The 26995-nt window shown below is 40.1% G+C and carries 21 protein-coding genes, 1 tRNA gene and 2 pseudogenes; 14 read left to right on the top strand and 10 right to left on the bottom strand.

The annotated features are described in order from the left end of the window. Positions 1 to 7: 7 nt before the first annotated feature. Positions 8 to 2167: an O-linked N-acetylglucosamine transferase, SPINDLY family protein gene (locus ACQY1X_RS19795; protein WP_430013398.1), complete on the top strand. Its 2160-nt coding sequence runs from the start codon at positions 8 to 10 to the stop codon at positions 2165 to 2167. Between the two features lie 12 nt (positions 2168 to 2179). Then, positions 2180 to 4345 (top strand): annotated as a pseudogene (locus tag ACQY1X_RS19790) (O-linked N-acetylglucosamine transferase, SPINDLY family protein). 5 nt (positions 4346 to 4350) lie between these two features. Here the strand turns inward: ACQY1X_RS19790 and pip are convergent. Beyond that, positions 4351 to 5301, bottom strand: a complete 951-nt coding sequence (gene pip, locus ACQY1X_RS19785; RefSeq protein WP_430015037.1) for a prolyl aminopeptidase — start codon at positions 5299 to 5301, stop codon at positions 4351 to 4353. Positions 5302 to 5485: 184 nt separating this feature from the next. Between pip and ACQY1X_RS19780 the strand changes: the two genes are divergently transcribed. The 7 genes from ACQY1X_RS19780 to ACQY1X_RS19750 all read left to right on the top strand — a co-directional run bounded on the left by ACQY1X_RS19780 (position 5486) and on the right by ACQY1X_RS19750 (position 14154). After that, entirely contained in the window at positions 5486 to 6877 is a 1392-nt protein-coding gene (locus tag ACQY1X_RS19780; RefSeq protein ID WP_287233277.1) for an NAD-dependent malic enzyme, read from the top strand. A 31-nt stretch (positions 6878 to 6908) separates the two neighbouring features. Then, positions 6909 to 7643, top strand: a complete 735-nt coding sequence (locus ACQY1X_RS19775; protein WP_002774182.1) for a M15 family metallopeptidase — start codon at positions 6909 to 6911, stop codon at positions 7641 to 7643. Positions 7644 to 7869: 226 nt separating this feature from the next. Beyond that, the gene (locus tag ACQY1X_RS19770) at positions 7870 to 8214 is read left to right on the top strand and encodes a hypothetical protein (RefSeq protein ID WP_002754005.1); all 345 of its coding nucleotides are present in this window, start codon (positions 7870 to 7872) and stop codon (positions 8212 to 8214) included. A 307-nt stretch (positions 8215 to 8521) separates the two neighbouring features. Then, positions 8522 to 12415 (top strand): HEAT repeat domain-containing protein, encoded by a 3894-nt coding sequence (locus tag ACQY1X_RS19765; RefSeq protein WP_430015036.1) that lies wholly within the window; start codon positions 8522 to 8524, stop codon positions 12413 to 12415. A gap of 1 nt (position 12416) precedes the next feature. Continuing rightward, positions 12417 to 12926, top strand: a complete 510-nt coding sequence (locus tag ACQY1X_RS19760; RefSeq protein ID WP_430015035.1) for a HEAT repeat domain-containing protein — start codon at positions 12417 to 12419, stop codon at positions 12924 to 12926. A 392-nt stretch (positions 12927 to 13318) separates the two neighbouring features. Beyond that, positions 13319 to 13741 (top strand): hypothetical protein, encoded by a 423-nt coding sequence (locus tag ACQY1X_RS19755; RefSeq protein WP_430015034.1) that lies wholly within the window; start codon positions 13319 to 13321, stop codon positions 13739 to 13741. A gap of 239 nt (positions 13742 to 13980) precedes the next feature. Next, on the top strand, positions 13981 to 14154 hold the full coding sequence (locus ACQY1X_RS19750) for a hypothetical protein (RefSeq protein ID WP_193745189.1): 174 nt from the start codon (positions 13981 to 13983) through the stop codon (positions 14152 to 14154). Positions 14155 to 14216: 62 nt separating this feature from the next. On the opposite strand, the gene ACQY1X_RS19745 is transcribed toward ACQY1X_RS19750, so the two are convergent. The 6 genes from ACQY1X_RS19745 to ACQY1X_RS19720 all read right to left on the bottom strand — a co-directional run bounded on the left by ACQY1X_RS19745 (position 14217) and on the right by ACQY1X_RS19720 (position 17535). Then, positions 14217 to 15185, bottom strand: coding sequence for a hypothetical protein (locus tag ACQY1X_RS19745; protein WP_002737733.1), 969 nt, complete (start codon positions 15183 to 15185; stop codon positions 14217 to 14219). Between the two features lie 438 nt (positions 15186 to 15623). After that, positions 15624 to 15830, bottom strand: coding sequence for a hypothetical protein (locus ACQY1X_RS19740; protein WP_002774168.1), 207 nt, complete (start codon positions 15828 to 15830; stop codon positions 15624 to 15626). Then, positions 15827 to 16054 carry a hypothetical protein gene (locus tag ACQY1X_RS19735; RefSeq protein ID WP_002735396.1) on the bottom strand — a complete coding sequence of 76 codons (228 nt, stop codon included), beginning with the start codon at positions 16052 to 16054 and terminating at the stop codon, positions 15827 to 15829. Before ACQY1X_RS19735 ends, ACQY1X_RS19740 begins: the two co-directional genes overlap by 4 nt. A 442-nt stretch (positions 16055 to 16496) precedes the next feature. Beyond that, positions 16497 to 16694, bottom strand: coding sequence for a hypothetical protein (locus tag ACQY1X_RS19730; protein WP_002750230.1), 198 nt, complete (start codon positions 16692 to 16694; stop codon positions 16497 to 16499). Further along, positions 16691 to 17131 (bottom strand): PIN domain-containing protein, encoded by a 441-nt coding sequence (locus tag ACQY1X_RS19725; protein ID WP_259679044.1) that lies wholly within the window; start codon positions 17129 to 17131, stop codon positions 16691 to 16693. Before ACQY1X_RS19725 ends, ACQY1X_RS19730 begins: the two co-directional genes overlap by 4 nt. Before the next feature lie 71 nt (positions 17132 to 17202). Beyond that, positions 17203 to 17535: a hypothetical protein gene (locus ACQY1X_RS19720; RefSeq protein WP_123230578.1), complete on the bottom strand. Its 333-nt coding sequence runs from the start codon at positions 17533 to 17535 to the stop codon at positions 17203 to 17205. A 399-nt stretch (positions 17536 to 17934) separates the two neighbouring features. Between ACQY1X_RS19720 and ACQY1X_RS19715 the strand changes: the two are divergent. Continuing rightward, positions 17935 to 18220: pseudogene (locus tag ACQY1X_RS19715) on the top strand (arginase family protein); the annotation flags it as partial. Positions 18221 to 18306: 86 nt separating this feature from the next. On the opposite strand, the gene ACQY1X_RS19710 reads toward ACQY1X_RS19715, so the two are convergent. From ACQY1X_RS19710 to ACQY1X_RS19700, 3 genes are all read right to left on the bottom strand, one after another. Next, on the bottom strand, positions 18307 to 19545 hold the full coding sequence (locus tag ACQY1X_RS19710; protein ID WP_430013394.1) for an RNA-guided endonuclease InsQ/TnpB family protein: 1239 nt from the start codon (positions 19543 to 19545) through the stop codon (positions 18307 to 18309). Next, a complete protein-coding gene (locus tag ACQY1X_RS19705; RefSeq protein ID WP_430013393.1) occupies positions 19517 to 20110 on the bottom strand; it encodes an IS607 family transposase in 594 nt (197 codons plus the stop codon). Before ACQY1X_RS19705 ends, ACQY1X_RS19710 begins: the two co-directional genes overlap by 29 nt. A gap of 505 nt (positions 20111 to 20615) precedes the next feature. Then, positions 20616 to 22388 carry a lipoxygenase family protein gene (locus tag ACQY1X_RS19700; protein ID WP_288125519.1) on the bottom strand — a complete coding sequence of 591 codons (1773 nt, stop codon included), beginning with the start codon at positions 22386 to 22388 and terminating at the stop codon, positions 20616 to 20618. Between the two features lie 397 nt (positions 22389 to 22785). On the opposite strand from ACQY1X_RS19700, the gene speB reads away from it, so the two are divergent. The 4 genes from speB to ACQY1X_RS19680 all read left to right on the top strand — a co-directional run bounded on the left by speB (position 22786) and on the right by ACQY1X_RS19680 (position 26993). Next, positions 22786 to 23685 (top strand): agmatinase, encoded by a 900-nt coding sequence (speB, locus tag ACQY1X_RS19695; RefSeq protein WP_002736468.1) that lies wholly within the window; start codon positions 22786 to 22788, stop codon positions 23683 to 23685. A gap of 46 nt (positions 23686 to 23731) precedes the next feature. After that, positions 23732 to 23805 (top strand) — tRNA-Val (locus ACQY1X_RS19690). A gap of 166 nt (positions 23806 to 23971) precedes the next feature. Further along, positions 23972 to 25126, top strand: a complete 1155-nt coding sequence (locus tag ACQY1X_RS19685; RefSeq protein ID WP_123230273.1) for a DNA double-strand break repair nuclease NurA — start codon at positions 23972 to 23974, stop codon at positions 25124 to 25126. 31 nt (positions 25127 to 25157) lie between these two features. Further along, positions 25158 to 26993, top strand: a complete 1836-nt coding sequence (locus ACQY1X_RS19680) for a helicase HerA domain-containing protein (RefSeq protein ID WP_002735930.1) — start codon at positions 25158 to 25160, stop codon at positions 26991 to 26993. Positions 26994 to 26995 lie beyond the last annotated feature (2 nt).

Raw genomic sequence — 26995 nt, 5'->3', positions numbered from 1 at the left:
TTAAATCATGTCTTGGCAAAATGAAGTTAAAACCGCTTTAGAAAACAATCAATACGATATTGTTAGTCAGTTTTACGAAGAACTGATAGAAAGAGAAACCACAGAAATTAGTTATTATTGGTATTTAGGATTATCCTATCTTTTGCAAGCAAAAGAAGAAGAAGCACAAGCTACTTGGTTATTTGTTTTCACTCAAGGAGATGAACAGGAAACCGAGTCATGGCTGCTAGAATTAAGCAATATTTTAGCAGCCGAAGCTAACCGACAATTAGAGTTAGAAAATCTAGAAATCAGTTGGTTAATTCGTAAACATCTACAGGAAATTAATCCCAGTTATCTCAATAATTTACTGCATTTAACCCTCATTGAAATTAAATTAAATAGATTTCATCCTCAACAACTGCAAGAATGGCAAATACTAGAATTAATTACTCAGGGTTCAGTTAACTCTCAATTATTGGAACGGGTAGTAATTGCCGTCATACCTTACGCTCATAAATATACCATAGAATTAGTTCGGTTAAGTTTACCCTATCTTGACAATTCTCCAGAATTACTTAATCACGTCATCACTGTCACCCGACACTTTGCTTTTGAGAAATATCAACCTATTTATTCCGTTGACTTAGCGGAAGCTTTTCTTCCCCTTTATTCAGAAAATTTGTACTTAGTAGCTAATTTATTTTGGTTTTATGTCTTTGTCCCTAACTACCAAAAAGCGATAAACTTTATCAAAGAATTCAAATACAAAAGCCAAACAATTGATTTAAAAATGTTTAGTCAATCTCTCCTCTTTAGTGGTTCTTTACTAGCCTCAAAATGGAATGACATTCCTAGTATTTGTCAAGAGTATAAACACTTAATTAAAAAATTTCTAAAAGAAAAGCCTCAAGATATACATCCCTTAGTCAGAGAAGCTTTGCTAACAGTTATGAACCCTATTTCTTACTATGAAGATAACCCGAAAGAGAATCGACCGCTTTTAAGTCAGATTGGCAGTTTTTTTCAAGAAACTTACAAAGAAATGCTGGGTTTTCAGGAGGAAAGTTTTGACAAACCTAGAGAATATAATCCTGATAAAAAACTTAAAATTGGTTACATTGCCCAAACCTTAAAACGTCATCCCGTGGGTTTATTGAGTCGTTGGACTATTAATTATCACAATCGTGAACAGTTTGATATTCACCTTTATATGGTGAATCAACCTGTGGATGAAATAACTCAACAATGGTTTTCTAATCCCGCAGATAAAATCTATCATGCTACTGCTGATTCCCTAGCAACCTATCGCAAAATTAAAGAAGATAAAATCGATATTCTTGTGGACTTGGATAGTGGTACTGGGGCAATCGTTGTCCAAGTTATTGCCTTAAAACCTGCTCCTATTCAAGTTAACTGGTTAGGTTTTGATGGTTCCGGTTTACCAGCAGTAGATTATCTTTTAGCGGATCCTTATGTATTGCCAGAAAATGCCCAAGAATATTATCAAGAAAAAATCTGGCGTTTACCTAATGCTTTTGTCGCTGTGGATGGTTTTGAAATAGCCGTTCCTACCCTGCGAAGAGAAGATTTAGGTATTAATAACGATGCGGTTATTTACCTAAGTTCTCAAACTGCAATTAAGCGTAATCCTGCGATGATTCGCTTACAAATGCAAATCATTAAATCTGTACCTAATAGTTATTTCCTGATTCAAGGAGTTGCTGATGATAATTCCCTCTGGGATTTATTCTGTCAAATTGCCGCAGAAGTTGGGGTAGAAACTAATCGAATTAAGATGCTTCCTCTCTATCAGACGGAAACCTACAGGGCAAATTTAGCCATCGCTGATGTGGTTTTGGACACCTATCCCTTTAATGGTGGTACAACCACCTTAGAAACCCTCTGGATGGGAATTCCTCTCGTGGTTAAAGTGGGGCAACAATGGTCATCGCGCAACGGTTATACTTTAATGATGAATGCGGGAATAACTGAGGGTATATCTTGGAGTGATGAGGAATATGTGCAGTGGGGAATTAAGTTAGGGTTGGATAAAAATTTAAGGGAAGAAGTCCGGTGGAAACTCCGAAAGTCTCGTCATACATCTCCCCTCTGGAATGCCAGACAATTTACCAGAGATTTAGAAACTGCTTATCAACAAATGTGGAATATTTATTGTCAATCTTAGCGGATAAAAACTATGCAATGGCATCAAGACATACAAACCCATTTAAATGACAAGAATTATCAAAGAGTAGTGCAGTTTTATGAACAATTAATTGAAACCAATTCTCTGGTGATTGAGGATTATTTTTATCTAGGATTAGCCTATCTTTTACAAGATAGAGAAGAAGACGCACAAGCTACTTGGTTACTGGTGTTGAGTCAAGCAGCCGAATCAGAATTATCGGGGTGGATAGAAACTTTAACTCAAATCTTAGATGCAGAGGCAACCAGACAAGAAAATTCCCAAAGACTAGAGACAAGTTATCTAATTCGATTGCATCTACAAAACCTTAATCCTAGTTTTTTAAACAATCTCCTGCATCTGATGAAATTAGAAATACAATTCCAAATTTTTGCGATGGAAAAGTGCCATGATTGGTGTGTATTTGAACTGTTAGAGAATACAGCTACAGCAGCAATTAATCTTGATTTACTGCTGCGAGTGACGGAAAAAGTTTTAATCTACCCCTGTACTGATACCATCCACTTTTTAGAATTAGCAGCCTTACATATCAATAATCCAGAAATAATTGCAACCAAAGTTATATCAGCAATTGTCAATTATGCTTATCAACAAAAGCAAAGTGTATTTGCTATTAATTTGGTAGAGCTTTGTTTGCGCTTTCTCCCAGAGGATTTATACCTACAAAATAGTTTGTTTAATCTTTATAAAACCACCACTGTTGACTATAAAAAATCTCTAGAAATTGCTGATAATTTTTATAAAAGTTGCCAGACAACCACTGAAAAGCTCTTGGGAATTTCTCTAGTGATTGCTATTTCACAAGCTAAAGGAGACTGGGGAAATTTACCTAAATTTATTGATGAATTAATACAACTAATCGAGGGACAAATTAATGCTAAACAATTTAATGCACGTCCTTTTATTATTGACTCTATTTTAGGAGTTACTATCTGTCTTCCCTACTATCAAGATAATCCGAAAATCAATCGCTATTTACAAAGTAAACTAGCAGAAATTTTTCAAGCAGATGTAAGAACCCGCTATAACTATATTGCTCCTGTTTCTTCTCCAAAATCTCCAGCAAGAAAAATAAAAATTGGTTATATTGCCCATACTCTCCGTCGTCATTCTGTGGGTTGGTTAAGTCGCTGGTTATTTCACTATCATAATCGAGATAAATTTGAAATTTACACCTATTTTGTCAACCAAGCAGCGGACGAAATTACTGAAAAATGGTTTATAAATAACTCAGATTATAGCTATAATTTGCCCGCAAAAATTGAACAGATAACTGCCCGAATTCGTCAAGATAACTTAGATATTTTAGTGGATCTTGATAGCTTAACCAATAATACAACTTATCTAGTAATGGCCTTAAAACCCGCACCGATACAGGTAACTTGGTTAGGATTAGATGCGTCGGGAATCCCTGCGATTGATTATTTTATTGCCGATAACTACGTTTTACCCGAAAATGCTGAAGAAATTTATTCAGAAAAAATCATCCGACTTCCCAACTCTTATTTATCTGTAGATGGTTTTGAAGTGGGTGTTCCCACTAGGAGAAGAACTGATTTAAATATTCCCGATGACGCTATTATTTATCTGACCGTGCAATCGGGATTAAAACGCACCTTAAACATGATTTATCTGCAATTGCAGATTCTTCAACAGGTTCCTAATAGCTATCTTTTAATCAAAGGTTTTGCCGACAAAGAAACCATTCGATAATTATTTCTCAAAAGTGCTGACGAATTGGGAATTAGTCAAGATAGATTAAGATTTTTGCCCAATGATTTGCATGAGGAAACCCATCGCGCTAATCTAGGAATTGCTGATATAATTCTCGATACCTATCCCTATAGTGGTGCTACCACAACCCTAGAAACCCTCTGGATGGGGATTCCTTTAGTCACTAGGGTTGGTGAACAATTCGCAGCCCGCAATAGCTATACTTTTATGAAAAATGCCGGCATTAGTCAGGGTATAGCTTGGAGTGAGGAGGAATATGTGCAGTGGGGAATTAAGCTAGGATTAGATCAAAATTTAAGGGAAGAAGTCCGTTATCAATTACGTCAATCTCGTCATACATCTCCCCTCTGGAATGGAAAAAAATTTACGATAGATATGGAAAAAGCCTATGAACAAATTTGGCAAAATCATCACGATGATTAGGTGATTTATAAGTTAACAAATTTATCGGTAGCCTCAATTAAAGCACTACGAATTCCCACTTCTGTCATCGAATGTCCCGCATCGGGAACAATGATAAATTCCGCTTCCGGCCAAGCTTGATGTAATTCCCAAGCAGAAATCATCGGACAAACAATGTCATAACGTCCTTGCACGATAACCGCAGAAATATGACGAATTTTATCAACATTTTCGATCAGTTGGTTATCCGTTTCTAAAAAACCCTTATTGACAAAATAATGGCATTCAATGCGTGCAAAAGCTTCGGCAAAATTATCCTGACCGAATCTCTCGATTAAATTGTCCGCAGGAATTAATTTGCTGGTACTTCCCTCCCAAATTGACCAAGCTTTGGCAGCTTCTAGACGGATTTGGGGGTTATCGCTAGTCAGGCGCCGATAATAAGCGGCGAGCAAATCACCCCTTTCTTCTGGGGGAATAGGTGCTAAATAATTCTGCCAAATATCGGGAAAAATATAACTGGTTCCCTCTTGATAAAACCATTTTAATTCTTTTTCTCGCAGTAGAAAAATTCCGCGCAAAATTAAGCCTAAACAGCGTTCGGGATGGGTTTGACTGTAGGCTAAAGATAGGGTACTTCCCCAACTACCGCCAAAAACTACCCAGCGCTCGATTTTTAATAATTTTCGTAGTTTTTCGATATCTGCCACTAACAGCCAAGTGTTATTTTCTTTTAACTCAGCGTGAGGGGTACTTTTACCGCAACCCCGTTGATCAAAAAGGACAATTCTCCATTTCTGCGGATCGAAATACTGACGATAAATCCCTTCAATACCACCTCCGGGCCCGCCATGGAGAAATACTACCGGTTTACCCTGGGGATTGCCCACTTCTTCATAATAAATTGTGTGGAGAGCCGATACTTTTAAGTAACCAGTACAATAGGGATCGATCGCTGGATATAATTCTCTAGTCATATTTACAGTCTTTCTCATTAAGATGAAGTCTAACCTAATTTGCCATCTCCCCACACCCCACACCCCGCTCCACTGGTATTATGACCACAGATATCATAATAGCTAAAGAAACTGCACGATTAGATACCAAAGTCTCTCACAGATAGAAGATAATCAATATTTATCAGTATTGGAAGCCTTCAGCATGGTTCATTTAACGCCCAATCCTAGCTATAGTTTAAGTCTCAAGATAGAAATCCCCAATCAAGCGGGAACCTTCGCTTCTGTCCTCAATGCGATCGCCGATGTGGGGGGGAATTTAGGGCAAATTTCTCTAATCGAACGCAATTTAAAGATTAGCACCCGCGAGATTATGGTTGATGCCGCTAGTACCGACCAAGCGGAACAGATTATCGCCGCGGTTAAAGCTCTACCGGATGTTAAACTGCTCAAAGTTTCCGATCGCACCTTCGATCTCCATCGTCGGGGTAAAATCTCCATTGAGAGTCGTATTCCCCTCACCTCCCAAGATGACCTGGCCATGGCCTACACCCCCGGAGTTGGTCGCATCTGCACCGCTATCGCTCACCAACCCGAACTGGTGTACTCATTGACCATCAAGGGCAACACCGTCGCTGTAGTGACCGATGGTAGCGCGGTATTAGGATTAGGAAATCTCGGGCCAGAGGCTGCCTTGCCAGTCATGGAAGGGAAAGCGATGTTATTCAAGGAATTCGCCGGAATTGATGCTTTTCCCATCTGTTTAGCCACCCAGGATCCCGAAGAAATCATCGCAACCGTCAAAAGAATCGCTCCGGTTTTTGGGGGTATTAACCTAGAGGATATCGGCGCTCCCCGCTGTTTTGAAATCGAGAAACGTCTGCGAGCGGAATTAAATATTCCCGTTTTCCACGATGATCAACACGGTACAGCGATCGTTTCCCTGGCTGCCCTGATTAATGCCCTCAAATTTGTCAAAAAATCGCTTGATACAGTCAAAATCGTCATTAATGGTGCAGGTGCGGCCGGAATCGCCATCGCTACTCTCTTTAAAACCGCAGGAGCCACAGATATAATCCTCTGTGATTCCCTTGGTATCCTCTCCCAAAACCGGGACGATTTAACCCCAGAAAAACAAGCTTGGGCCGTGGCTGCCAGTGGTAAGCTAGGGGATGCTCTCAAAGGTGCTGATGTCTTCCTGGGGGTGAGCGCACCGGGGGTATTGACTCCCGAAATGGTCAAGGGAATGGCTAAAAATGCGATCGTCTTTGCCATGGCTAATCCGATTCCCGAAATTCAACCGGAATTAATCAATGATTTGGTGGCCGTGGTGGCTACCGGACGCAGCGATTATCCCAATCAGATTAACAACGTTCTCGCTTTCCCCGGATTATTTCGCGGGGCCCTGGACTGTCGCGCTAGGGCAATCACCGATAATATGTATCTGGAAGCGGCCAAAGCGATCGCTTCTCTGATCACTCCTGCTAATCTCAATCGAGAGAATATTATTCCCTCGGTTTTTGATGGTCGTGTAGTTACGGCTGTGGCCGCCGCCGTTCAACACGCTGCTCGTCAAGATGGAGTGGCCGGGGAATAATGTAATTATGGTGCAGGAGGGTAAGTAAACCGTGAAACCGATCGATGATATTCCCGAAGCTTTGCGGGACAACCAGTACACAAAAACTACTAATCCTAATGGTCTAATAGCGATCGTAAGCGGTTTACTTGCTCTGGTGGGAACCGGCCTAATTGCCATAGCAGTCTTGAATCGTCCCCCTGCTACCGTAAAAAAACCGGTTATTAACCCCTCCCCCCCCATTAAAGCCACTCCTAGCCCCATTGAGAACATTCTAGGTCATTTACCCTATCAAGAGGCCCCGGAGACGGAATTAGCCCCTATTACTGGGGATGGTGCTATGCGTTTAAGGAAGGCAGCAGCCAAAGCTTTTATCCAGATGCAGAGTGACGCGAGAAGGTCGGGGGTGATTTTAATGCCGATTTCCGCATTTCGATCGAAAGCAACCCAAGAAAAGCTCTTTTTTGAAGTTAAAAAACAACGCAATCAGCAAACCCGCAAACGAGCAGAAGTGAGCGCACCTCCGGGTTACAGCGAACATCATACCGGTTATGCGATCGATATTGGCGATGGTCGCGCTCCCGCAACGAATTTAAGTAGCAGTTTTGCTAATACTGCCGCTTTTCGTTGGTTGCAAAATAACGCTGCCCAGTATAGTTTCGAGTTATCTTTCCCTGAAAATAATCCCCAGGGTATTAATTATGAACCCTGGCACTGGCGTTTTGTCGGGGATAGTCACAGTTTAGAAACTTTTTATAAGGCCCAACAATTAGGAAAACAAAAATAAGATAACCTTATCGGCAATTGCGTCCTGTAGGGGCGAAGCATTCGGACAATAACCTATCGCTGAAACCAGAGATTTTCTATCCGAATGCTTCGCCCGTACTTTTTCAACTTTTTAGAAAATCTAACAATTAGGAAAACAAAAATAAGATAACCTTATCGGCGATCGATGGCATTTTCTGGAATTAATTACTAAAATAGGATTATATTGTATTGTGAGTGTTTCTAATATGTCCAAGCCAGTAGAATACTTAACAAATGAGCAAGGGGAACGAGTTGGGGTTTTATTAGACTGGAACACCTATTCTCGATTTGCCAATTCATTAGGACTCGATGAAGATTGTTTGATTGGTTTGAGTGTGGATGAATTAAAAGCGCTGGCAAGTTGTCAATTGTCCCTCGTAGAGCAAACCCGTTTAGATGATTTAGTGACGAGAAATGCAGAATCTTTACTCTGCGCTGATGAAGTAGCTGAGTTAGATGAGTTGTTGGCAAAAACAGATCAATTAACAATTCTTAAAACTCGTGCCAGATATACGCTAAAGTGCTTGGAACAAGGTACGACAGCAGCGTGAGTGTTTATATTCGGATGGGGTTTTCCCTGTCTGACAGGAGAGGGATGCAGAAACTCCGATTCTATCTTGTAAGTAGGTAGGCGTTAAAAGTTATCAGATGCCCCCCTTATCAAGGGGGGATTAAAGGGGGGATCCCCCCGCCTATCGGCACCCCCCTTATCAAGGGGGGCAGGGGGGATCGAACCTAAAATCCATTTTTAATTTAATTATAACCAGCTACTTAAGTCATGACCAAATCTTCTTAGCCTACGATTAAAATATTAGAAAGTTTAATCCGGGTTCCTTCTCGAACTAACAGACAGCATCAATGATTGACTGGACTCCCTATCTCAAATCAATCTCGGACTCGGAACAGTACGCCCAGTGGGAGACATTTTACACCCTCACGGACGTAGAGGGAAAAACACGCCCGGCGAAAACTGCACCTTTGCTAAGGGATTTGTGGGTGCAGACGATTGAAAAAGAACCACAAAACCGACAAGAAAGACCAGAAAGACCAGAAAAAACCGAAAGATTCACAGTTTTAGATGGTTTACGCAAGTATGCCGCTAATCACGTTCTTTTAAAAGGTCGTCCCGGTTCAGGAAAATCGACCGCTTTAGCCAGATTATTATTAGAAGAATCTGTAGGGGCGCAAAGCTTGCGCCTAAATCAACAAAATCAGGCTAAAATCATTCAAATTCCCATTCTCATCGAATTACGCTTGTATGAAACCTCAATTCTTGATTTAATTTTACAATTCCTGAAACGCCATAAATTAATTATTGATAGTAATACCCTAGAAAGTTGGCTGTTAGAAAATCAGAATTTTAGACCATTATTATTATTTGATGGTATCAATGAATTGCCCTCAGATACTGCACGACAGAATTTAAAAAACTTTCGCCAGCAGTATGCAGAAATTCCGATGATTTTCACCACAAGGGATTTAGGCAGCGACGACTTAAACATTGAAAAAAAGCTGGAAATGCTCCCCCTGACTGAACCACAGATGCAGGATTTTGTCAAGGCCTATTTGCCTGAAAAAGGCGAAGAAATGCTTAAACAGTTGGGAAATCGTCTCAAGGAATTGGCAGAAACTCCTCTACTTTTGTGGATGCTTTGTTCAGTTTTTGATGATAATCAGAACAAAATTCCTGCTAATTTAGGCTTAGTTTTCCAGATTTTTACAGGAATTTATGACAAGAAATTAAAAGCAGATGTTCCTACTTACCAAGAATCCCGGGATTGGTGGCGAGAATTGCTGCAAGTGTTAGCTTGGAAAATGACCCAAGGGGAGTCAAAAACCGAGATTCAGGTGGCTATTTCCCGAACAGAAGCAGAGGAAGAATTAAGCAAATTTATCAAAAATAAAGGATTTCCAGAATATTACAGTAAGCAGTGGTTAAAGGATTTACTGAAATATCATCTAATTCACCTAGAAGGTAATGATAAAATTGCTTTTCGCCATCAACTGATTCAAGAATATTACACGGCTGAGGAATTAAAGAAAAAGTTACCCCATCTCAGGGATGAGCAGTTACAGTGGGACTATTTAAATTATCTCAAATGGACGGAACCTATGGCGTTACTGTTGGGGTTATTGGATAATGAAACCCAAGCAAAACGGGTGGTTAAATTAGGGTTAGAGATTGATTTAAAATTAGGAGCGAGGTTAGCAGGAGAAGTCAACTTTAAGTTTCAAAAGCAGACAGTGGGGTTAGTGCTTGGGTTGGATGTGCCGAAACGGTTTAAGGTGGAGTTATTGGGATTAACAAAGTCTAATGAAGTTGTTAATCAGTTAAGTCAAGCTTTAGAAGACTCTGATGGGGTTGTTCGTTGGAAAGCAGCCGAGGCTTTGGCTAATATTGGCTCAGAAACAGCCATTCCGGGATTACTCAAGGCTTTAGAAGACTCTGATAAGTATGTTCGTAGGTACGCAGCCGAGGCTTTGGGTAAGATTGGTTCAGAAACAGCCATTCCGGGATTACTCAAGGCTTTAGAAGACTCTGATAAAGATGTTCGTAGCAACGCAGTCGTGGCTTTGGGTAAAATTCGCTCAGAAACAGCCATTCCGGGATTACTCAAGGCTTTAGAAGACTCTGATAAAGATGTTCGTAGCAACGCAGTCGTGGCTTTGGGTAAAATTCGCTCAGAAACAGCCATTGCGGGGTTACTCAAGGCTTTAGAAGACTCTAATCAGTATGTTCGTGGGAACGCAGCCTTCGCTTTGTGTAAAATTGGCTCGGAAACAGCCATTGGGGGGTTACTCAAGGCTTTGGAAGACTCTGATGGGGATTTTTTTCGTTGGAAGGCAGCCGAGGCTTTGGGTAATATTAGCTCGGAAACAGCCATTGGGGGGTTACTCAAGGCTTTAGAAGACTCTAATGTGTTTGTTCGTAGGTACGCAGCCGAGGCTTTGGGTAAGATTGGTTCAGAAACAGCCATTCCGGAGTTACTCAAGGCTTTGGAAGACTCTAATGTGTTTGTTCGTAGGTACGCAGCCGAGGCTTTGGGTAAGATTGGTTCAGAAACAGCCATTCCGGAGTTACTCAAGGCTTTGGAAGAATCTAATAAAGATGTTCGTGTGTACGCAGCCTTAGCTTTGGGTAAAATTGGCTCAGAAACAGCCATTGGGGGATTACTCAAGGCTTTAGAAGACTCTGATAATGATGTTCGTGGGAAGGCAGCCGAGGCTTTGGGTAAGATTGGCTCAGAAACAGCCATTGCGGGGTTACTCAAGGCTTTAGAAGACTCTGATAATGATGTTCGTGGGAAGGCAGCCGAGGCTTTGGGTAAGATTGGCTCGGAAATAGCGATTGCGGGGTTACTCAAGGCTTTAGAAGACTCTGATTGGGGTGTTCGTGGGAAGGCAGCCGAGGCTTTGGGTAAGATTGGCTCGGAAATAGCGATTGCGGGGTTACTCAAGGCTTTAGAACACTCTGATGTGTATGTTAGTTGGAAGGCAGCCGAGGCTTTGGGTAATATTGGCTCAGAAACAGCCATTGCGGGGTTACTCAAGGCTTTAGAAGACTCTAATAAAGATGTTCGTAGGAGTGCATCCTCCGCTTTGGGTAAGATTGGCTCAGAAACAGCCATTCCGGGATTACTCAAGGCTTTAGAAGACTCTAATAAAGATGTTCGTGAGAACGCAGCCTTCGCCTTGGCTCAGATTGGCTCAGAAACAGCCATTCCGGGGTTACTCAAGGCTTTAGAAGACTCTAATAAAGATGTTCGTGAGAACGCAGCCTTCGCCTTGGCTCAGATTGGCTCAGAAACAGCCATTCCGGGGTTACTCAAGGCTTTAGAATACTCTGATGTTTTTGTTTGTATCACAGCAGCCCAGGCTTTGGGTAAGATTGGTTCAGAAACAGCCATTCCGGGGTTACTCAAGGCTTTAGAAGACTCTGATAAAGATGTTCGTAAGAACACAGCCGAGGCTTTGGGTAAGATTGGTTCAGAAACAGCCATTCCGCGATTACTCAAGGCTTTGGAAGACTCTGATGGGTATGTTCGTAAGAACGCAGCCGAGGCTTTGGGTAATATTGGCTCGGAAACAGCTATTCCGCGATTACTCAAGGCTTTGGAAGACTCTAATGTGTTTGTTCGTAGGTACGCAGCCGAGGCTTTGGGTAAGATTGGTTCAGAAACAGCCATTCCGGAGTTACTCAAGGCTTTGGAAGACTCTAATGTGTTTGTTCGTAGGTACGCAGCCGAGGCTTTGGGTAAGATTGGTTCAGAAACAGCCATTCCGGAGTTACTCAAGGCTTTGGAAGAATCTAATAGCGATGTTCGTTGGAAGGCAGCCTTCGCTTTGGGTGATATTAGCTCAGAAACAGCTATTCCGGGGTTACTCAAGGCTTTAGAAGACTCTAATAGCGATGTTCGTTGGTGCGCAGCCTTCGCTTTGGGTAAGATTAGCTCAGAAACAGCGATGACTGAACTTATCAAATGCCTGAAAAATCCTGATTTTGTCACATTAAATAATGGCTATACTCTCTCTCAAGCTAGAGAAGCACTAGACACAATTCAAAACAAACTTAAATACTATCACCCCCTCCCTGAATCTATTTCTTACTCCACTCAATCCCCAACCTCTGAAACCTCATCTATTACCTATGATTTCAGAGGAGCTACCATTGGCAATTTAGCTCATAATGTGCAAGGAAACCAACAGAATTATCCCCAGCAAACTAATAACAATAACCCAGAGAAAAAATAACATGGTTCAGCAACTTAATAACACCCAAATCGCCATCAATACTTTATTGAATAAACTCAACGATTCTCTCCCCCAGATCCGCGCTAAAGCTGCCGAAGCCTTGGGCAAAATTGGCAATAGCAGCCTTGCCGACACCTTAGTATCCCATTTAATAGGAGAAAATGATCTTAATGTTCGCCTAAATCTGATTCGAGCTTTAGGAGAAATTGGCAATGAATCCGCAATTCCTTATCTAGCTTCCTGCTTATCTGATACTAATCCCGATATTCGGATAATCACGGCGGAATCTCTCGGAAAAATTGGTAGTGAAAAAGCAATATCCTATCTCATTCAATCCCTAAAAGATACGGAAGTAAAAGTTCGTGTCACAGCCACAATTGCTTTAGGTGAAATTGGACTAGAAGATGTTATTCCTTATCTAGTAAATGTTTGTTCCGATGAAGATGATAGCGTTCGTTTCAGTGCTGTTGATGCCCTCGGTAAAATTGGCTCTCGTTATGCAGTAAACTGATCTGAAATTGAGTACAGAATCCCTCGATTTAATTATCAGAACTCTTGCCAAAAGACTATTCACAGACAAGAACCCAAGTATTCGGATTAAAGCCGCTCAATCCTTATTTTGATCCCCCTAAATCCCCCTTGAAAAGGGGGACTTGAATTCGACGTATCGCTTTCATTCAGAGAAATGTTCTCAGTTTTGCCATTATGGATGCTATAATTAGGGCTTGCTGAATAAATGTGAAATGTAGGCAAGATAGGGGTTTTGTGGCTTTTCTTGCGAAACAGGTGCAAGATTTTGAGAGAATCGTGCTTCAAAACCTTGCGTCTTCATCGGCCCGCGTCCTGTAGGGGCGAAGCATTCGGGCAATAACCTATCGGTGAAACCGGAGATTTTCTATCCGAATGCTTCGCCCGTACTTTTTGCCGCAAACCCTAATTCTCATCAGTAATCTTCAATCTTTTAATCCTATGTCAGAAACTCCTAAATATGACCTTCGTGGAGCAAATATTGCTAACTTTGCCGATACGGTGCAAGGAGATCAAAAAGCAGTTCAACATAATTACGCCACACCCCAAAATTTAGCCGAAGCCGCCCAAGAAATCCAACAACTTATCAGCCAACTTACCCAAACTTATCCCACTAATACCGAAGTTGAAAAACAAACTTTTGTCGCACAAGTTGACGCAGAAATCAAGAAAAATTCTCGTCTAAGAAGCATTTTAATCCCGGGAGGAATTGAATTAATTAAAATTCTCTGTCCTCCCCTCGGTATTCCCATTGAAATGGGTAAAAAATGGCTAGAAACTGCTAGTTTAAGTGAGTAAACAGAGCAGCTCAATCTTATTAGTTAGAAATGATTAAATCGGAATTATTCCATGATCAACATCATTTAAATCTATCAATTGTATAGATCGATCACCTCAAATGCTTCGGAATCGTTAATTCGATAAAAGAAAAAATTAGAATCGAAGGTTAAAGGCGTTGCATGGCGTTGCTGATTTGAGATATGAATCTTCTCTTGTGGGATTTTTAAAACCTAGATCCAAACTAACTTTTGGATACGATGCACAGTTGGCATTCATACCTTGATTCTGCAACGCCCAGTTTCAATCAATGTGCATGGTGTGTTCCCCAAAAATCGATCGCTGGAGTGGTAGAAGTTACATTAGGGAACGCACCCTACAAGATCGGCGATCGCACTGGTTCCAGAGAATTGTCTATTCAACTTAAAATTTGATGTTATAGGGGTATTATGCTTGTCAATGTAAAGTTTTATTACAGGATTAAACGTTTCTGGCTTCAAACAATTTGTGATAAATTTTTATCAAAACTGATACGCATATTAATAACAGAGTGATTCCCCTTACGTGCTAACTCAAGATGATTTCTTGCAAGCTTTAAATCACCAACAGCAGCAGCTAGTCGAGCTAGATTATAGTGAATAAGCAATTGTGAAGTGTCTGGTATATCAGCATATGATAATAAGCTTGTAAGGCATTGAATACCTTGTTGAATCCTGGTGTGATCGCCGGATGATAAGCATTTTTCTGCAAGAGAATCAGTAAGTGCCCAGTAAGGGGTCTTCCTCTCTAAAGTTCGTATTTGAGCAGCTTCCTGATAAAACTCATAAACTCCGAGAATATAGGCAACTACATCCCTTTGATCTGAATCATGTTTTCTGGTGTAAAAGAGCGGTGAAAAGATCGATGAACGGCTAAAGGCTAAAACGAGTAGCGCTAATACAGAGGTAACTGCTGGAACTAGAAATTCCAGAACTCCATCATTCCGAGCTGTCGAAGATGTAGGAATTGCTGTAATTCCTTTTGCTCGAACTGATACCGAAGAATTGTTAATATTCCACCTATTAGAAGATAATGCTAACAAAAGCTGAAGTGAGAAAGATTCTTGCGGATTTAGATAAGGAACTTGAATTTCAATTTGTTTGGCATCAACAACTTGCGTGTATGAGCCTGGTTGCAAGCCTATGACTTTAGGTTCGGTCAATTTTGCATTTCCCAAAGGAACAATTACACGAACGTTCTCTAATTCTTTTTGGGCTGGGTTATTGATAACTACACCAACAATGGCTGTATTTTGTGTTTGCCCGGAAAATACTGCTGATGTGACCACACTGTAGTTTAAATCAGTCTTTTTATCATTAATACGAAAAACTGTAACACCACCAACTATACTGACCACTAAACTTAAAAGGGCAGGGATAACAAGAGTAAGAGTTCTGCCAATACTCGAAGATGAAGATGAAGTCATGCTGTAAGTGTATTCTGTATAATTATTGTATTAAATTTTACAGGATGCAAGTTTTCTGCTTGGAGAAAAACTGCTCTTAATTATAGCTGCTGTCACACCTTGAGGCATCTCTAGCATATGATCGTCGGCATAAATATTATATATAGGTCAACTTTCTGCACAAAACTCCCCAGAGTAACGATATGGGTCAACTTTCCCTATATCACCCCCAAGAGCGTGTTAGCCAGATTAGCTTACTGCAAACAATCTCCTTTAAGGAAACTTATCACAGAAGCTTTCCATAACCATAGCAAAGATTCTTAGATATGACTGCACTTTGTCACAAAATTTCACTATTATTTCGGGTGCGGTGATTTGTTAGGTTTCTTGGTTCACAACTTCTTTAACAATTGGTCATACTCTGGGTGAGAGCCTATCCAAAACCAAACAATTACATTCTTACTCTTGATTCTTCCCTTGCGCTCTCCAACCTATACCGACTCTGATTGACCAGATCTGGTCTTCTTGATTGACCTCCTTAAATTCTAAGCTTGGATGACTTGGGTTATCTTTCCATAACTTGTAATTTTTTCTGGCTGTTCTTTTCACTCTTTCTGGTAGCTGTTGAAATAAGCCGACGAAATCTGGATTTAGTTCCGACTTCATAGCTGATCAAATCCCATTTCTTCAGTCTGTCCGTTTTCTGAATCCGCAATAGCTTTCTGAGCAAGTTCTTTGAGAATTAAGCTGTCTTGGGGTTTAGATAATGTTTCTTGCCATTGGATTTCATTTTCGATGTCTTCAATAAACTGCTCTGCCAGTTCGTCTTGAATTGCTTCTGGCAGTTCTTGAGCTTTTTGTACGGCTTTACTTAGAAGTGTTGATAACATTTTTTCTCTTCTCTTCTCTTGAAAATATAACTAGATATTATAGGTCAACTTTCTGCATAACAATCTCCAGAGTAACGATATGGGTCAACTATCGCCAGAACTTTTCCCTATATCAAGCCCAAAAGCTTGTTAGCCAGATTAGCATCTTGCCAAAAACCCTGTTTAACTAAATTCCTGACAATTAGGCTTATTCTAGCGATGATTCCTATATCTGACCGCACCCCTTGACAAAAATTGATAATTATTCGACCTTTAGCGATCGCTATCGGGGGATAGTTGTTTTTTGTTACAGCAGTGTGGAGAAGGGAGCGGGTTTTTCAAGTGGGATTGGGAGTTAATCATGCTATTAAAAACCGATTCAGTATAACGGCTAAGATAAGCGGCGGCAGAGGACGTCTAACTCAGCACCAATATCTCCTGACCTTCCGCTGAATTTGAATTGTTAGGTGTCTTGCATACGCTTCAAAATCTCATCTAGTGTTAAGTCTTTGAATAGACTTTCGCGTTCTTCTGTATAGTTGCCATACCCAGTTGAAAACTGATTTAGAAAACGTACTGTACTGGCAATGCCAATTTCTTTAGATAGGACTTGAATTGCTTGCTGCGTAATTTCGCTCAGGGATTTTGTTTGACTGCTCATTGCGATAGCTCCGTAATCAGTTCAAGAGGAGAAACAACTTTGGTCTGCAAAGTATCAACTTCTTTAGCCCGTCTCAAAAATCTATCGTCGCATGTACAGAAATAATTTGCTTCTGCCTCAACCGAAAAAGCTAAATGCAATGCATCAAGTGGTTTGATACCTGAGTTGACAAACACTTGCGCTTGTTCTTCGATTTGCTTATTTGGTTGGAGAAATAAGTCTGCCTTCGATAACGCTTCTAAAATATATGCTTTTCTTGGAGAAGGCGTAATTTGTTCAGCTTCAAACATTAAGGCTTGTGAAGAAACTAACTCAAATTGCCCAGCTTCCCACAATGAGATGACATTGAGAATAGCCTCAGCTTCAACAGCAACTCGAATTTGCGTCTTGGTATCAAGTGGGCGTTGCAAGCTGCACATATCAAAATAAATCCTCATAATACAAAATTGCCACACCCCTCAAGCCAAAAGTTTTACCCCATAGAATTACCATTATATAGGGGATCTCTCTAATTATATGCCCCCATAGCTTTACAGAGTTCTTCAATCATAAGCTCTACAGCTGCTGTTCCACCAACAACACTTGATAAAATTTCCACCACTACTGCCTCTGAAAGACCAGTAGCCGCAGCAATCACAGCAACTTCTGGAATAAGGGCAAGTCCGCCAGTAGCAACTGCCGCCGCAATTGCAGCAGCAATGACTGCGCCCAAGCCTACGTTTAGCCCAATTTTACAAGACCAACATTTGGCAGCATCCCCTAGAGAGACTGCAAGTTCAGGATGCTCAAATGCTAAGTTCGTTCTTGCCATAAGATAGCGGGCGCTTTCAGATGTAGTCATGCTTAAGTCCCCAGTAAATTTGTTCAATTCATGATTTCGGACCAAAGAGAGAGTGGAGGGTGTTCAAACGCCTAACCACATATTATAGGTCAACTTTCTGTATAACAATCTCCAGAGTAACGATATGGGTCAACTATCGCCAGAACTTTTCCCTATATCACGCCCAAAAGCTTGTTAGCCAGATTAGTATATTGCCAAAAACCTTGTTTAACTAAATTCCTGACAATTAGGCTCATTCTTTCTAGCGATGATTCTTAGATCTGACCGCACCTCTTGACAAAAATTGATAATTATTCGACCTTTAGCGATCGCTATCGGGGGATAATTGTTTTTTGTTACAGCAATATGAAGCAGCCCAACTGATGGCTATATTTCCAGATTATCGCCCGCAGGAAACCAATAATTGCCGATGATAAATTTGTCGTCGCCGTCGGGGGTGAACAGGCTATCACCACGAGAGTAGTACAAGATTACCAGCAAGCTTAATCGGAACCTTTTACCGTGGTTCAAATTGATGCCCATGGCGATATGCGTTTTGAGTACGAAGGCTCCCACCATAACCACGCCTGTGTGATGCGTCGGGTGTTAGAAATGGGTTTACCGACTTTACCCGTGGGAATTCGGGCTATTTGTCGAGAAGAAACAGCAGATTCCCGTGATTTGGGATCGAGATATCCTCAGGGATGCGGAGTTATGCTGCTTTCGCCAACACAACTTTCAGGAGCCTGCAACTTCAATCACTTCTCCTGGAGAGACTTTATCTAATAGTTACTAATTCTGTAGGCAAATATTGCATCTAGAATTAGCTTTGTACGCTTTGACCCGTACTGGGTTAACTACGAACCTCTCTATCGGATTCCCGCTAAAGGCGGCCTCTCCGACTACCTTTCTTCCAATATTTAAGGAACCATTAATATCTGCTCCATAGAAATAACCCGACGAGCTTCTGAATAGTCCTCTTTTAATTCTCTTGCCTAAATAGCTTTTTTGCTTTTGAATAGACTCTAAGTCCAAGAAACTACATTTAGAGGTATAGCTTTCATTAGTTGTTTTGACCTCTATTCCTACTAAATTTGCTTTATAGGTAAGTTGTTCGATAAACCTTGAATGAGGAATATTTACGAATGACTGGTTATTTCTATCTTCAATATTAATGTTTTGTTTCCAGCCTTGATTATGACCAATAACTAAAAGGTTAATTTGATGAGCTAGTAATTTATCAATAATATATTTACTAGCGGTGTGGAGGTAATAATCCACCTGGCAATTACGCTTTAAAGTTAAACCTTGTATTCTTTTACTGGTCTTCTGGAGACTGGGTAATTCCGATTTGAGTTTAGCTAGTGTCTTGTTGTACTTTTGATTGCAGGATTTTAAGGCTTTTCCACATACTAAAGTTGGCTGAAATTCGGGAATATTAGAGGTAACAGCAGCTAGGTTATTTAAGCCTAAATCGATAAAAGCATATCTTTCTCCCTCTTGACTTGATGAGGATGGTTGTTCATAGACAATCTCTAAACAATAAGCACCCAATTTAGGAATAATCCTGACCTCTAAGACTTTCTTTAAATTAGTTTTAAATTCTAAATTAGTCCCTGATAGCTTGATTAAACCTTGCTTCAACGCTTTTTTAGAAATGGCTTGATAGTTATAAGTTAAAACGTTTCTACCTTTTTCCTTGTCTTTGTATCTTGGCAACTTAGGCTCTCCTGTAAATTTATCTGGCGATTTTTTGTATTGTTCTTTCGCTTTTTGGTAGGATTTAAAGGTTTTTTCTACTTGCTTTAATACTAACTGACTTACTTTGGCGGGTAAGGCTTGATAATCTGGACTCATTTTTAAGGCATGATGTAACTCAGTCATTGTTAAAAATGGTTGATGTGAAAAGAAAACTTGACGGTTTAAATAAACAGCACAATTATACAGATTCTTCGATAAAAATCCTAATTTATCAATTACTGAATAATTTTTGTGATTAAATTTAATTAGATGTTTTTGAACTAATTTCATCATTCTCCTCAAGGCATTTAATTAAACATTCTGTCTTTCTATTTCGTCGTCTTAATGAGTATAATCGAGCGGAAAATGAGGTAATTATGCTCAGGAAGTCTTGCCTTAAATCGTCTTTTCTTTCTTCTGCTAGATTAACGACCTCTAGATCTCTATTTGTTTGAGTTAAAAGAACTTTCAGATAATTAAACCCTACTCTGCTTAAACGATCTTTATGTTCTACGACAATCAAATTATAATCAGTTTGTTCTAGAAGTTTTAATAATAGCTTTCGATGATCATTGACTCCACTTCCTACTTCTTTAACTACTCGAACAATTTGATAGCCTTTCGCAATACAATAAGCTTCCAATCTTTTTGCCTGAGTCTCTAAGTCAGATTGATTTTCTGAACTAGAAACTCGCCCATAAATAGCTACTTTATTTTCACCGCAAGAACGGTCATCTTCAAAAATAATAATTGTTCCTGTAGGAAGACGTTCTCCTTGTAACTGCCCTCGATTCCACATTCTCCAAGCAGTGTCATAACTGATCCCTTTTTTCTTAGCATAATCTGATAGTTTCATGTGAACTGCAACGTAAACTTGTACTAACCATATTAGCAGTTGTTTGCAGTCATTTGCATATATTTTTTACAAAACTTTACAATACAAGGTGAGGCTCAGGCATGGGACACTTCACTTGACTACTCTGCCTACATCTTGCCGCTAGACCCAAACTAACTTTTGGATACGATGCACAGTTGGCATTCATACTAAATCTGGTTATTAAAAACTGATTATTTATTCCCCTTTGCCTTTTACCTCTTGCCTTTTGCCTCTCCTCATAACTAGCCTGTACTCAACGGATTTAGTATCATACCTTGATTCTGCAACGCCTAGACTTACAACTTCAATCAATGTGCATGGTGCGTTCCCCAAAAATCGATCTGTGGAGCGGTAGAAGTTGCATTAGGGAACGCACCCTACAAGATCGGCGATCGCTAATAAAAATCCCCCCTAAGACCGGGGGATTTTTTTCAGGGTAAAATAGCAAAAGTTGAAAGCCAAGCTTAGAGATATTATCTTAGACTTAAATGCTGATGCTATTGAGTATTAGAGAAGGTTTTAGATAGGTATAGGGTACGATCCGTTTTTGATTATTGGCATCAATCTCTTGTTCGTTCATATTGAGATTTTGCTGAAATTGTCGAAGGAAGCCCGTAATTGTTGCCTGATCACCCTCGGCAAAAACCTCCTCAAACTTCCGGCCATAGAGTTCTCGAAAAGCTTTATCGTAATAGCCCAATTGATCGTATCGATAGTCGGATAAAGTGAACAGACTTTGTAACTGATCGGCAGCCTTTTTATAAGGAGGCAATAGCTGAAGAATGTCTTTTTCGGTAATTGATCCTCTGGCATCTCCAATTATTGATCCTGTAGTATCCTTAATCGCTTCTGGAAGATCACAGTAAGCGGCCAAGGGCATATTAGCGGCAAAAGTCATGTAATCATACTGACCATAGTTAACAGCTGAATGCAGTGGCCCGCAGATAAAAATAATTGTGGTAACGACTTCAATTAAGTCCTCTACATCCGTAAAATTGGCCGGCATTCCCTTCACATTGCCCCCTTGATCTGCCGCAGAATTAGATAATTCCCCGGCCCATGCTTGCAATTCTTGATCGTTAGTGATGTCTTGGGGGTTTGGGTAAAAATAATGGAGATAATCAGAAACAAACTGATTAATAGACTGCCAAACCAGCATCCCATCATCCCGGTAAGGGTAGTGGGGTAGTCGTTCCGTATCGTCCATACCCCGGTTACTTATTTCTTTAGGAAAGGCAAAGTCTCGAAGATTCCAGTTTGCGTAGGCATCCTTAACCAGTGCCATCGACTCGCCCAAGGTGCCGGCCAATAATTCATCCACCGGTCCACCAGGGTTGATCAGTCTCTCTTGTCCCAGATGGTTGTTCGTTAACATAAATCTTAGGTGTGGCTTAAGCAGAAGACTGAGGGGATGATTTTCTGCCAGTTGCCGGGCCGTGCCGATCGCGATCGGTTCCATGACAAAATGAGTTCGACAGAGATGGGAATTCATCTCGTGGTGATTGCTATCGGCCACCTGAACACAAATTTTAGCAAATAGCCAAGCAAGGGGGTTTTTCTCAAAAGGAGTATAAAGCTTTTCCGCATTTTCCCCAAATTGGATAGCGATCGGAACTAATTTGCCCCGATCTCTGATGCCACTTTTCCGCCACCAAAAGAAGGCCCTGGGTTTCGGTAAATATTTTCGCCCTTTGGCATGGGTTCCCCCTTGAATCAAAGAGGGACCGAGATAATTAATGTCCGTACCCGTATAATCGGCAATATAAATGTTTCCCGCTGCTAATTCTTGATTGACCTGAAACAATGGCTCGAAATCTGTCTTAGAACTAGGGATTTGATTGAGAACTTGGGCGCGAGCATCCCCCGGCTTCAGTAAACGTAATACTAGGGGATTAGCTCCCGATAGACGTTGTTCGGCAAAGGCATCATTGGTTTGATAGACTTTGGCGATTTTGGGTAAGGGGATAATGGCAAAGAAGTCCTCATAATCTTGTAGCTCATCGAGGGGATCTAAAAAAGATTTGACTTTGACAGCCAGCATATTGGCCGGTAGTTCCGCAGTTGCCGCCAACCGTTCAGTAATGTACTGAAGGGAAAAGTTTTCCGCTGCAGGCACGGATTCCATGAGGACTAAGGGTGGGAGATACTGATAGTCGTATCTATAGGCTTGGCGTTGAAGATTGAGGGAATCAGCCCGCCGATTCGCATCTGGTTCATTTTGGGGCAGACAAGGAGTGGGAGGAGGGGTATTAACCATTCTGATCAAGTTTGAAAAAATTTAAGTAATTGTACCTTGTTTTTTCTTCCTTACATTGATTTCTGAACATTTTTTAATAATTGATTCTCGCTATCACCCATTTTGATTCTCAACATCTGGCTTTCTTTTTCATCTGGCAACAAATATCAGAACGGGAATATCAATATCAGAAACTCCTCGGGTTTCCAAATCCCAGACAAATTGTTCAAAATTAGGATACTCTGACAAACATTCTTGAATAAACATGGGTACAGCAAAAAAAGTTAAGGGATGTATCTATTGATAGATAAGGGGTTGTGGCTATTGTAGTAGATACGTTTGGAGTCAGTTGAGATAGACAAAAATAGTCAAAATATTTATAATAGAAGATTGGACTAAAATTTTCTGTGACTTGCCCATGTTATTGTCTTGCGCCACCGGTAGCGAACAATTTTTAGGGAGTGAAGCGATCGCCACTTACGCCAAAGCTAAGGCCGTAATCCTGCCGATTCCCTACGAGGCCACCACCACCTATCGCAAGGGTTGTGAAACCGGGCCGGCGGCGGTGATTACTGCTTCCCAACAATTGGAAGCTTATGACGAGGAACTTAAGAGGGAAACCTGTTTAGAAGTGGGCATCTATACCCATGATGCGATCGCAGATACCCGTCAACAACCGCAATTGTCCGCCGAGGAGATGTTAGCCGTCACCACAGCTACAGTTTCTCGTTTAATTGCCGATGATAAATTTGTCGTCGCCGTCGGGGGTGAACACGCTATCACTACGGGAGTAGTACAAGCTTACCGACAGGCTTTATCGGACCCTTTTACGGTGGTTCAAATTGATGCCCATGGCGATATGCGTTTTGAGTACGAAGGATCGCACCATAACCACGCCTGTGTGATGCGTCGGGTGTTAGAAATGGGTTTACCCACCTTACCCGTGGGAATTCGGGCTATTTGTCGGGAAGAAGCCGAATTAATTGCTAAACAACAGATTCCCGTGGTTTGGGATCGAGATATCGCCGGTGATCCGAATTGGATCGAAAAAGCGATCGCCAAAATCACCACCGAGAAGGTATTTTTAACCATAGACGTGGATGGCATAGATCCGGCTTTAATTCCGGGGGTGGGAACACCTGAACCGGGGGGGTTAAGTTGGCATCAAACCCTAGGCTTTCTCCGTCGTCTTTTCCAAACTCATCAGGTGATTGGCTGCGATGTGATGGAATTGGCCCCGATTAGTGATTCGGTGGTTTCGGAATTTACCACTGCCAAGTTAATTTATAAGTTAATTGGCTATCAATTTACTGCCTAGGGGCTTGCCTAATTAGGAGCAATCGTGTTATAATAACAATTCGTACGGACGTATAGCTCAGTTGGTTAGAGTACATCGTTGACATCGATGGGGTCACTGGTTCGAATCCAGTTACGTCCATAGTTAATTTTGATAGCTTTCAGCAACGGGCAAAAGCTAAACCTGACAAGCTGGCTTGATGTTCGGTAAATTTACGGTATGTCAGACAAAACGCTCTGTCGTGAGCTAAAAATATCAAGCCCGTGATTTTCTGGCCTTTAGATTGTTTTTTTATGATTTTCTAAACATGACTAACAATAAAAATGATAACTATGCTAACTTGCCAGATGAATTACTAGAAGACATTCTGGAAGATGCTCCTAAAATAGCAGAAAAAATCAAGCCACTTTTCAATGAATTACAACAACAAAGAAAAACCCTGCATCAAATCTTGGATGATAATGATTTAATTTGTAGAGTTGACGATTTAGAAAACCCACCTATTCCTTCTGTTGCAGCGGTTGACGGTGGACAAGCTATTGAAAAATCTATTGGTGCTGATACTTTAATTGCAGTTGGTGTTGGTGTTGAAGGATTAGTTAGAGAAGATCAGCGAAAATGGGGTTCAGTTCAATACAAAAATTGGCAAGATGTTCTCCCGCACAGTTCTGAGAGTAATCCTAAAGTGACTAGAGGAGCGATGACAGCTTTAGAATTATTAGTTATTAGTCAAACACCACATGATGTGATTATTGCCGATGGTTCTCATCAAACACCAGTTATCGGAATTAACAGCTTAACCAGTATGTCAACGTTGGATGAACCGCATTTTCAACAAGCTACATGGGATATCATTAATAGGTTTAGCTTGATAGATTCTCTTAAAAAAGCGATGACCAATCCCAATATAGTATATATGGTTAAATATGATTCTTCTCAAGAAATTGGCTTAAGTGTTTTAAAAAACTTTGACCTCAAGCTTGACGATAAAACCAGCATGACATTAATTTTAAATGCCGGTGAATTTACTAAACCGTTACCTGTGGGTCAAACCACAAAAACAGAGCGAGTTTGGAAAGATTTATATATTTCAGTTTCAAGTAAATTTGATTTTCAAGGTAAGCGAGACAAGATAAAAGAGGACTTAAACCAAGCTATTATTTTGCCTAAAAGCCGAAAAGTATATTTTACTTATTATAAACCTTATCAATGGTCGCCAGCTTATAGGATAGAAATGAAAGAAAGCTGTGCTAATACAGAAATTGAATTAGCCAAAGTATTAAAAGCTATCAAAGAACAAGTTGTTTCAACAGAGATCAAAGAACCTTATCCTCAATATTTAGCGGATCTGATGGCTAAAAGTATTAGTGATGGTTTAGAAGCGTTAAGAGCCGTGGTACAATATCAATTTAGTGATAACCCTGACTTTCTCCAATTGTTGACCCAATCTTACAGAACTTAATCAATCTTCATCAAATTACAGGAAAAAGACAATGGATTTACTTGACAAACTCAACAATCACTCAGATCAATTTAACATCGGTAGCGTTGGTTCACCGAGTAACACGACAGAAATTATTATAGATATTAATCAAAAAAGTGAGAAAAAGAGAAATTTAGGGCAGTTAGTCTGTCTGGTTCAACCGCAAGATCAAGAAAATTTAGTGGTTATCGGACAAATTAGTGAGATAGAAACTCAAAATCGCTGGCATGAAGATTTAACCTTTAGAGGTATTATTAAGCGTAGAGGTTCACTTCCTCATCTTAGTGAAAAAGCAGATGTGAGAACAGCTAAATTAAACGTTCAGGCTTGTTTTAGTATTGCGCCAGATGGAAAAATCACCGCAGGAACGTTAGGAACTTCCCCGGCAACGGGTACGCCTATTATTTCAGTTCGAGATGAAATTTTAGATAAGCTTTTAGAGCAATACAAAAATCAAATTATTTACTTAGGTAATGCTTATGCTACTGATGTTAAAATGCCTCTTTGGTTAAAACATTTTGATAGAGGAGAAGGGGGTGCGGGAGAAGCTTATCATATCGGAGTTTTTGGAAAAAGTGGCTCTGGTAAGTCTGGTTTAGCCGCTTATATGCTTCTAGGTTATGCTCAACATAAAAATATGGGCATCATTTTCATAGATCCTCAAAATCAATTTGCAAGTCAGACAGATTTGCCCTTTAAACTGCATGACTCGCTCCGAAAGTTAGGTAGAAAAGTTGAAGTTTATCGTTTAACTAATCAAATTAGATTAGGAACTAAAAATAATGCTGTAAATTTATTTTGCTCTCTTTTATTAAAAACAGAGTTTTATAGAAATATTGGAGTTAGAAGTAAAGAAAATCAAGACTATGCTTCGGAAGAAATCGCTCGAATCATCAGAATTATTTTATCTCAATTGTCAAAACAGCAAGGAAAAAACATAGAATTTGAATTGAATAACTCTCCTGACAATTTGTTACTTAATGTATTAACTTGTCTTAGAGATGATAATAATGCTCTACAAAGAATATATGCTACCAAACAAACAAAGGAAAGATTAGAACAAACTCTTGATAGCTTTCTTGAAAAAGAGAATGATACAGATTATCAAAAATCACAGAAGTCTCTAGAATTTCAAAGAATCAAAGACGATATTTGGCAACCTGTATTAGATTTATTTCTTAAAAATGATAGTCAAGGTAATCATAGAAGCTCATTGTGGCATATTGTTCAAAAATCTGCTACTGATGAGCAAAAGCCTATTGTATTTTTAGATATTAAGGGTGAGGGTACAACTTTCGCAGATAATGAGGAAATCAAAGCACTGATTCTTAAAGAGATTAGCACAATTTTAAAAGTAGCGGGAGAAAATGCCTTTAAAGAGGATAAAAAATTAAACTGTTTAATTTGTCTTGATGAAGCTCATCGCTTTGTTAAATCCTCTTTTGGTAATGATGATAATAGTGAAATGTCCAACCTAACAAGAACATTTGTAGATGGTGTAAGAACCACAAGAAAATACGGCTTGGGTTATATGTTTATTACTCAAACAATTGCATCTTTACATAAAGAAATTGTCGGTCAATTAAGACTTTACGCTTTTGGATATGGTTTAACTTCTGGTAGTGAATACAGACAAATTGAAGAATTAGTAAGTGATAAACAGGCTTTAAGCTTATACAAATCATTTGTTGACCCTCAAAGTAATAAACAATATCCGTTTATGTTTCTCGGTCCGGTTTCCCCTTTGTCTTTTACGGGTTCTCCTTTATTTGTTCAGATGTTTACAGAATTCAGTCAATTTCAAAATGCTAATAATCTTCAATCCTCGGATGAGTTCCATTTTTAAAC

It is taken from the genome of Microcystis protocystis FBCC-A270, assembly GCF_050500235.1.
Classification (GTDB): domain Bacteria; phylum Cyanobacteriota; class Cyanobacteriia; order Cyanobacteriales; family Microcystaceae; genus Microcystis; species Microcystis ichthyoblabe_A.
Note: the sequence above shows the minus strand (reverse complement) of the source record. Positions and strands in the feature narration are given on the sequence as shown.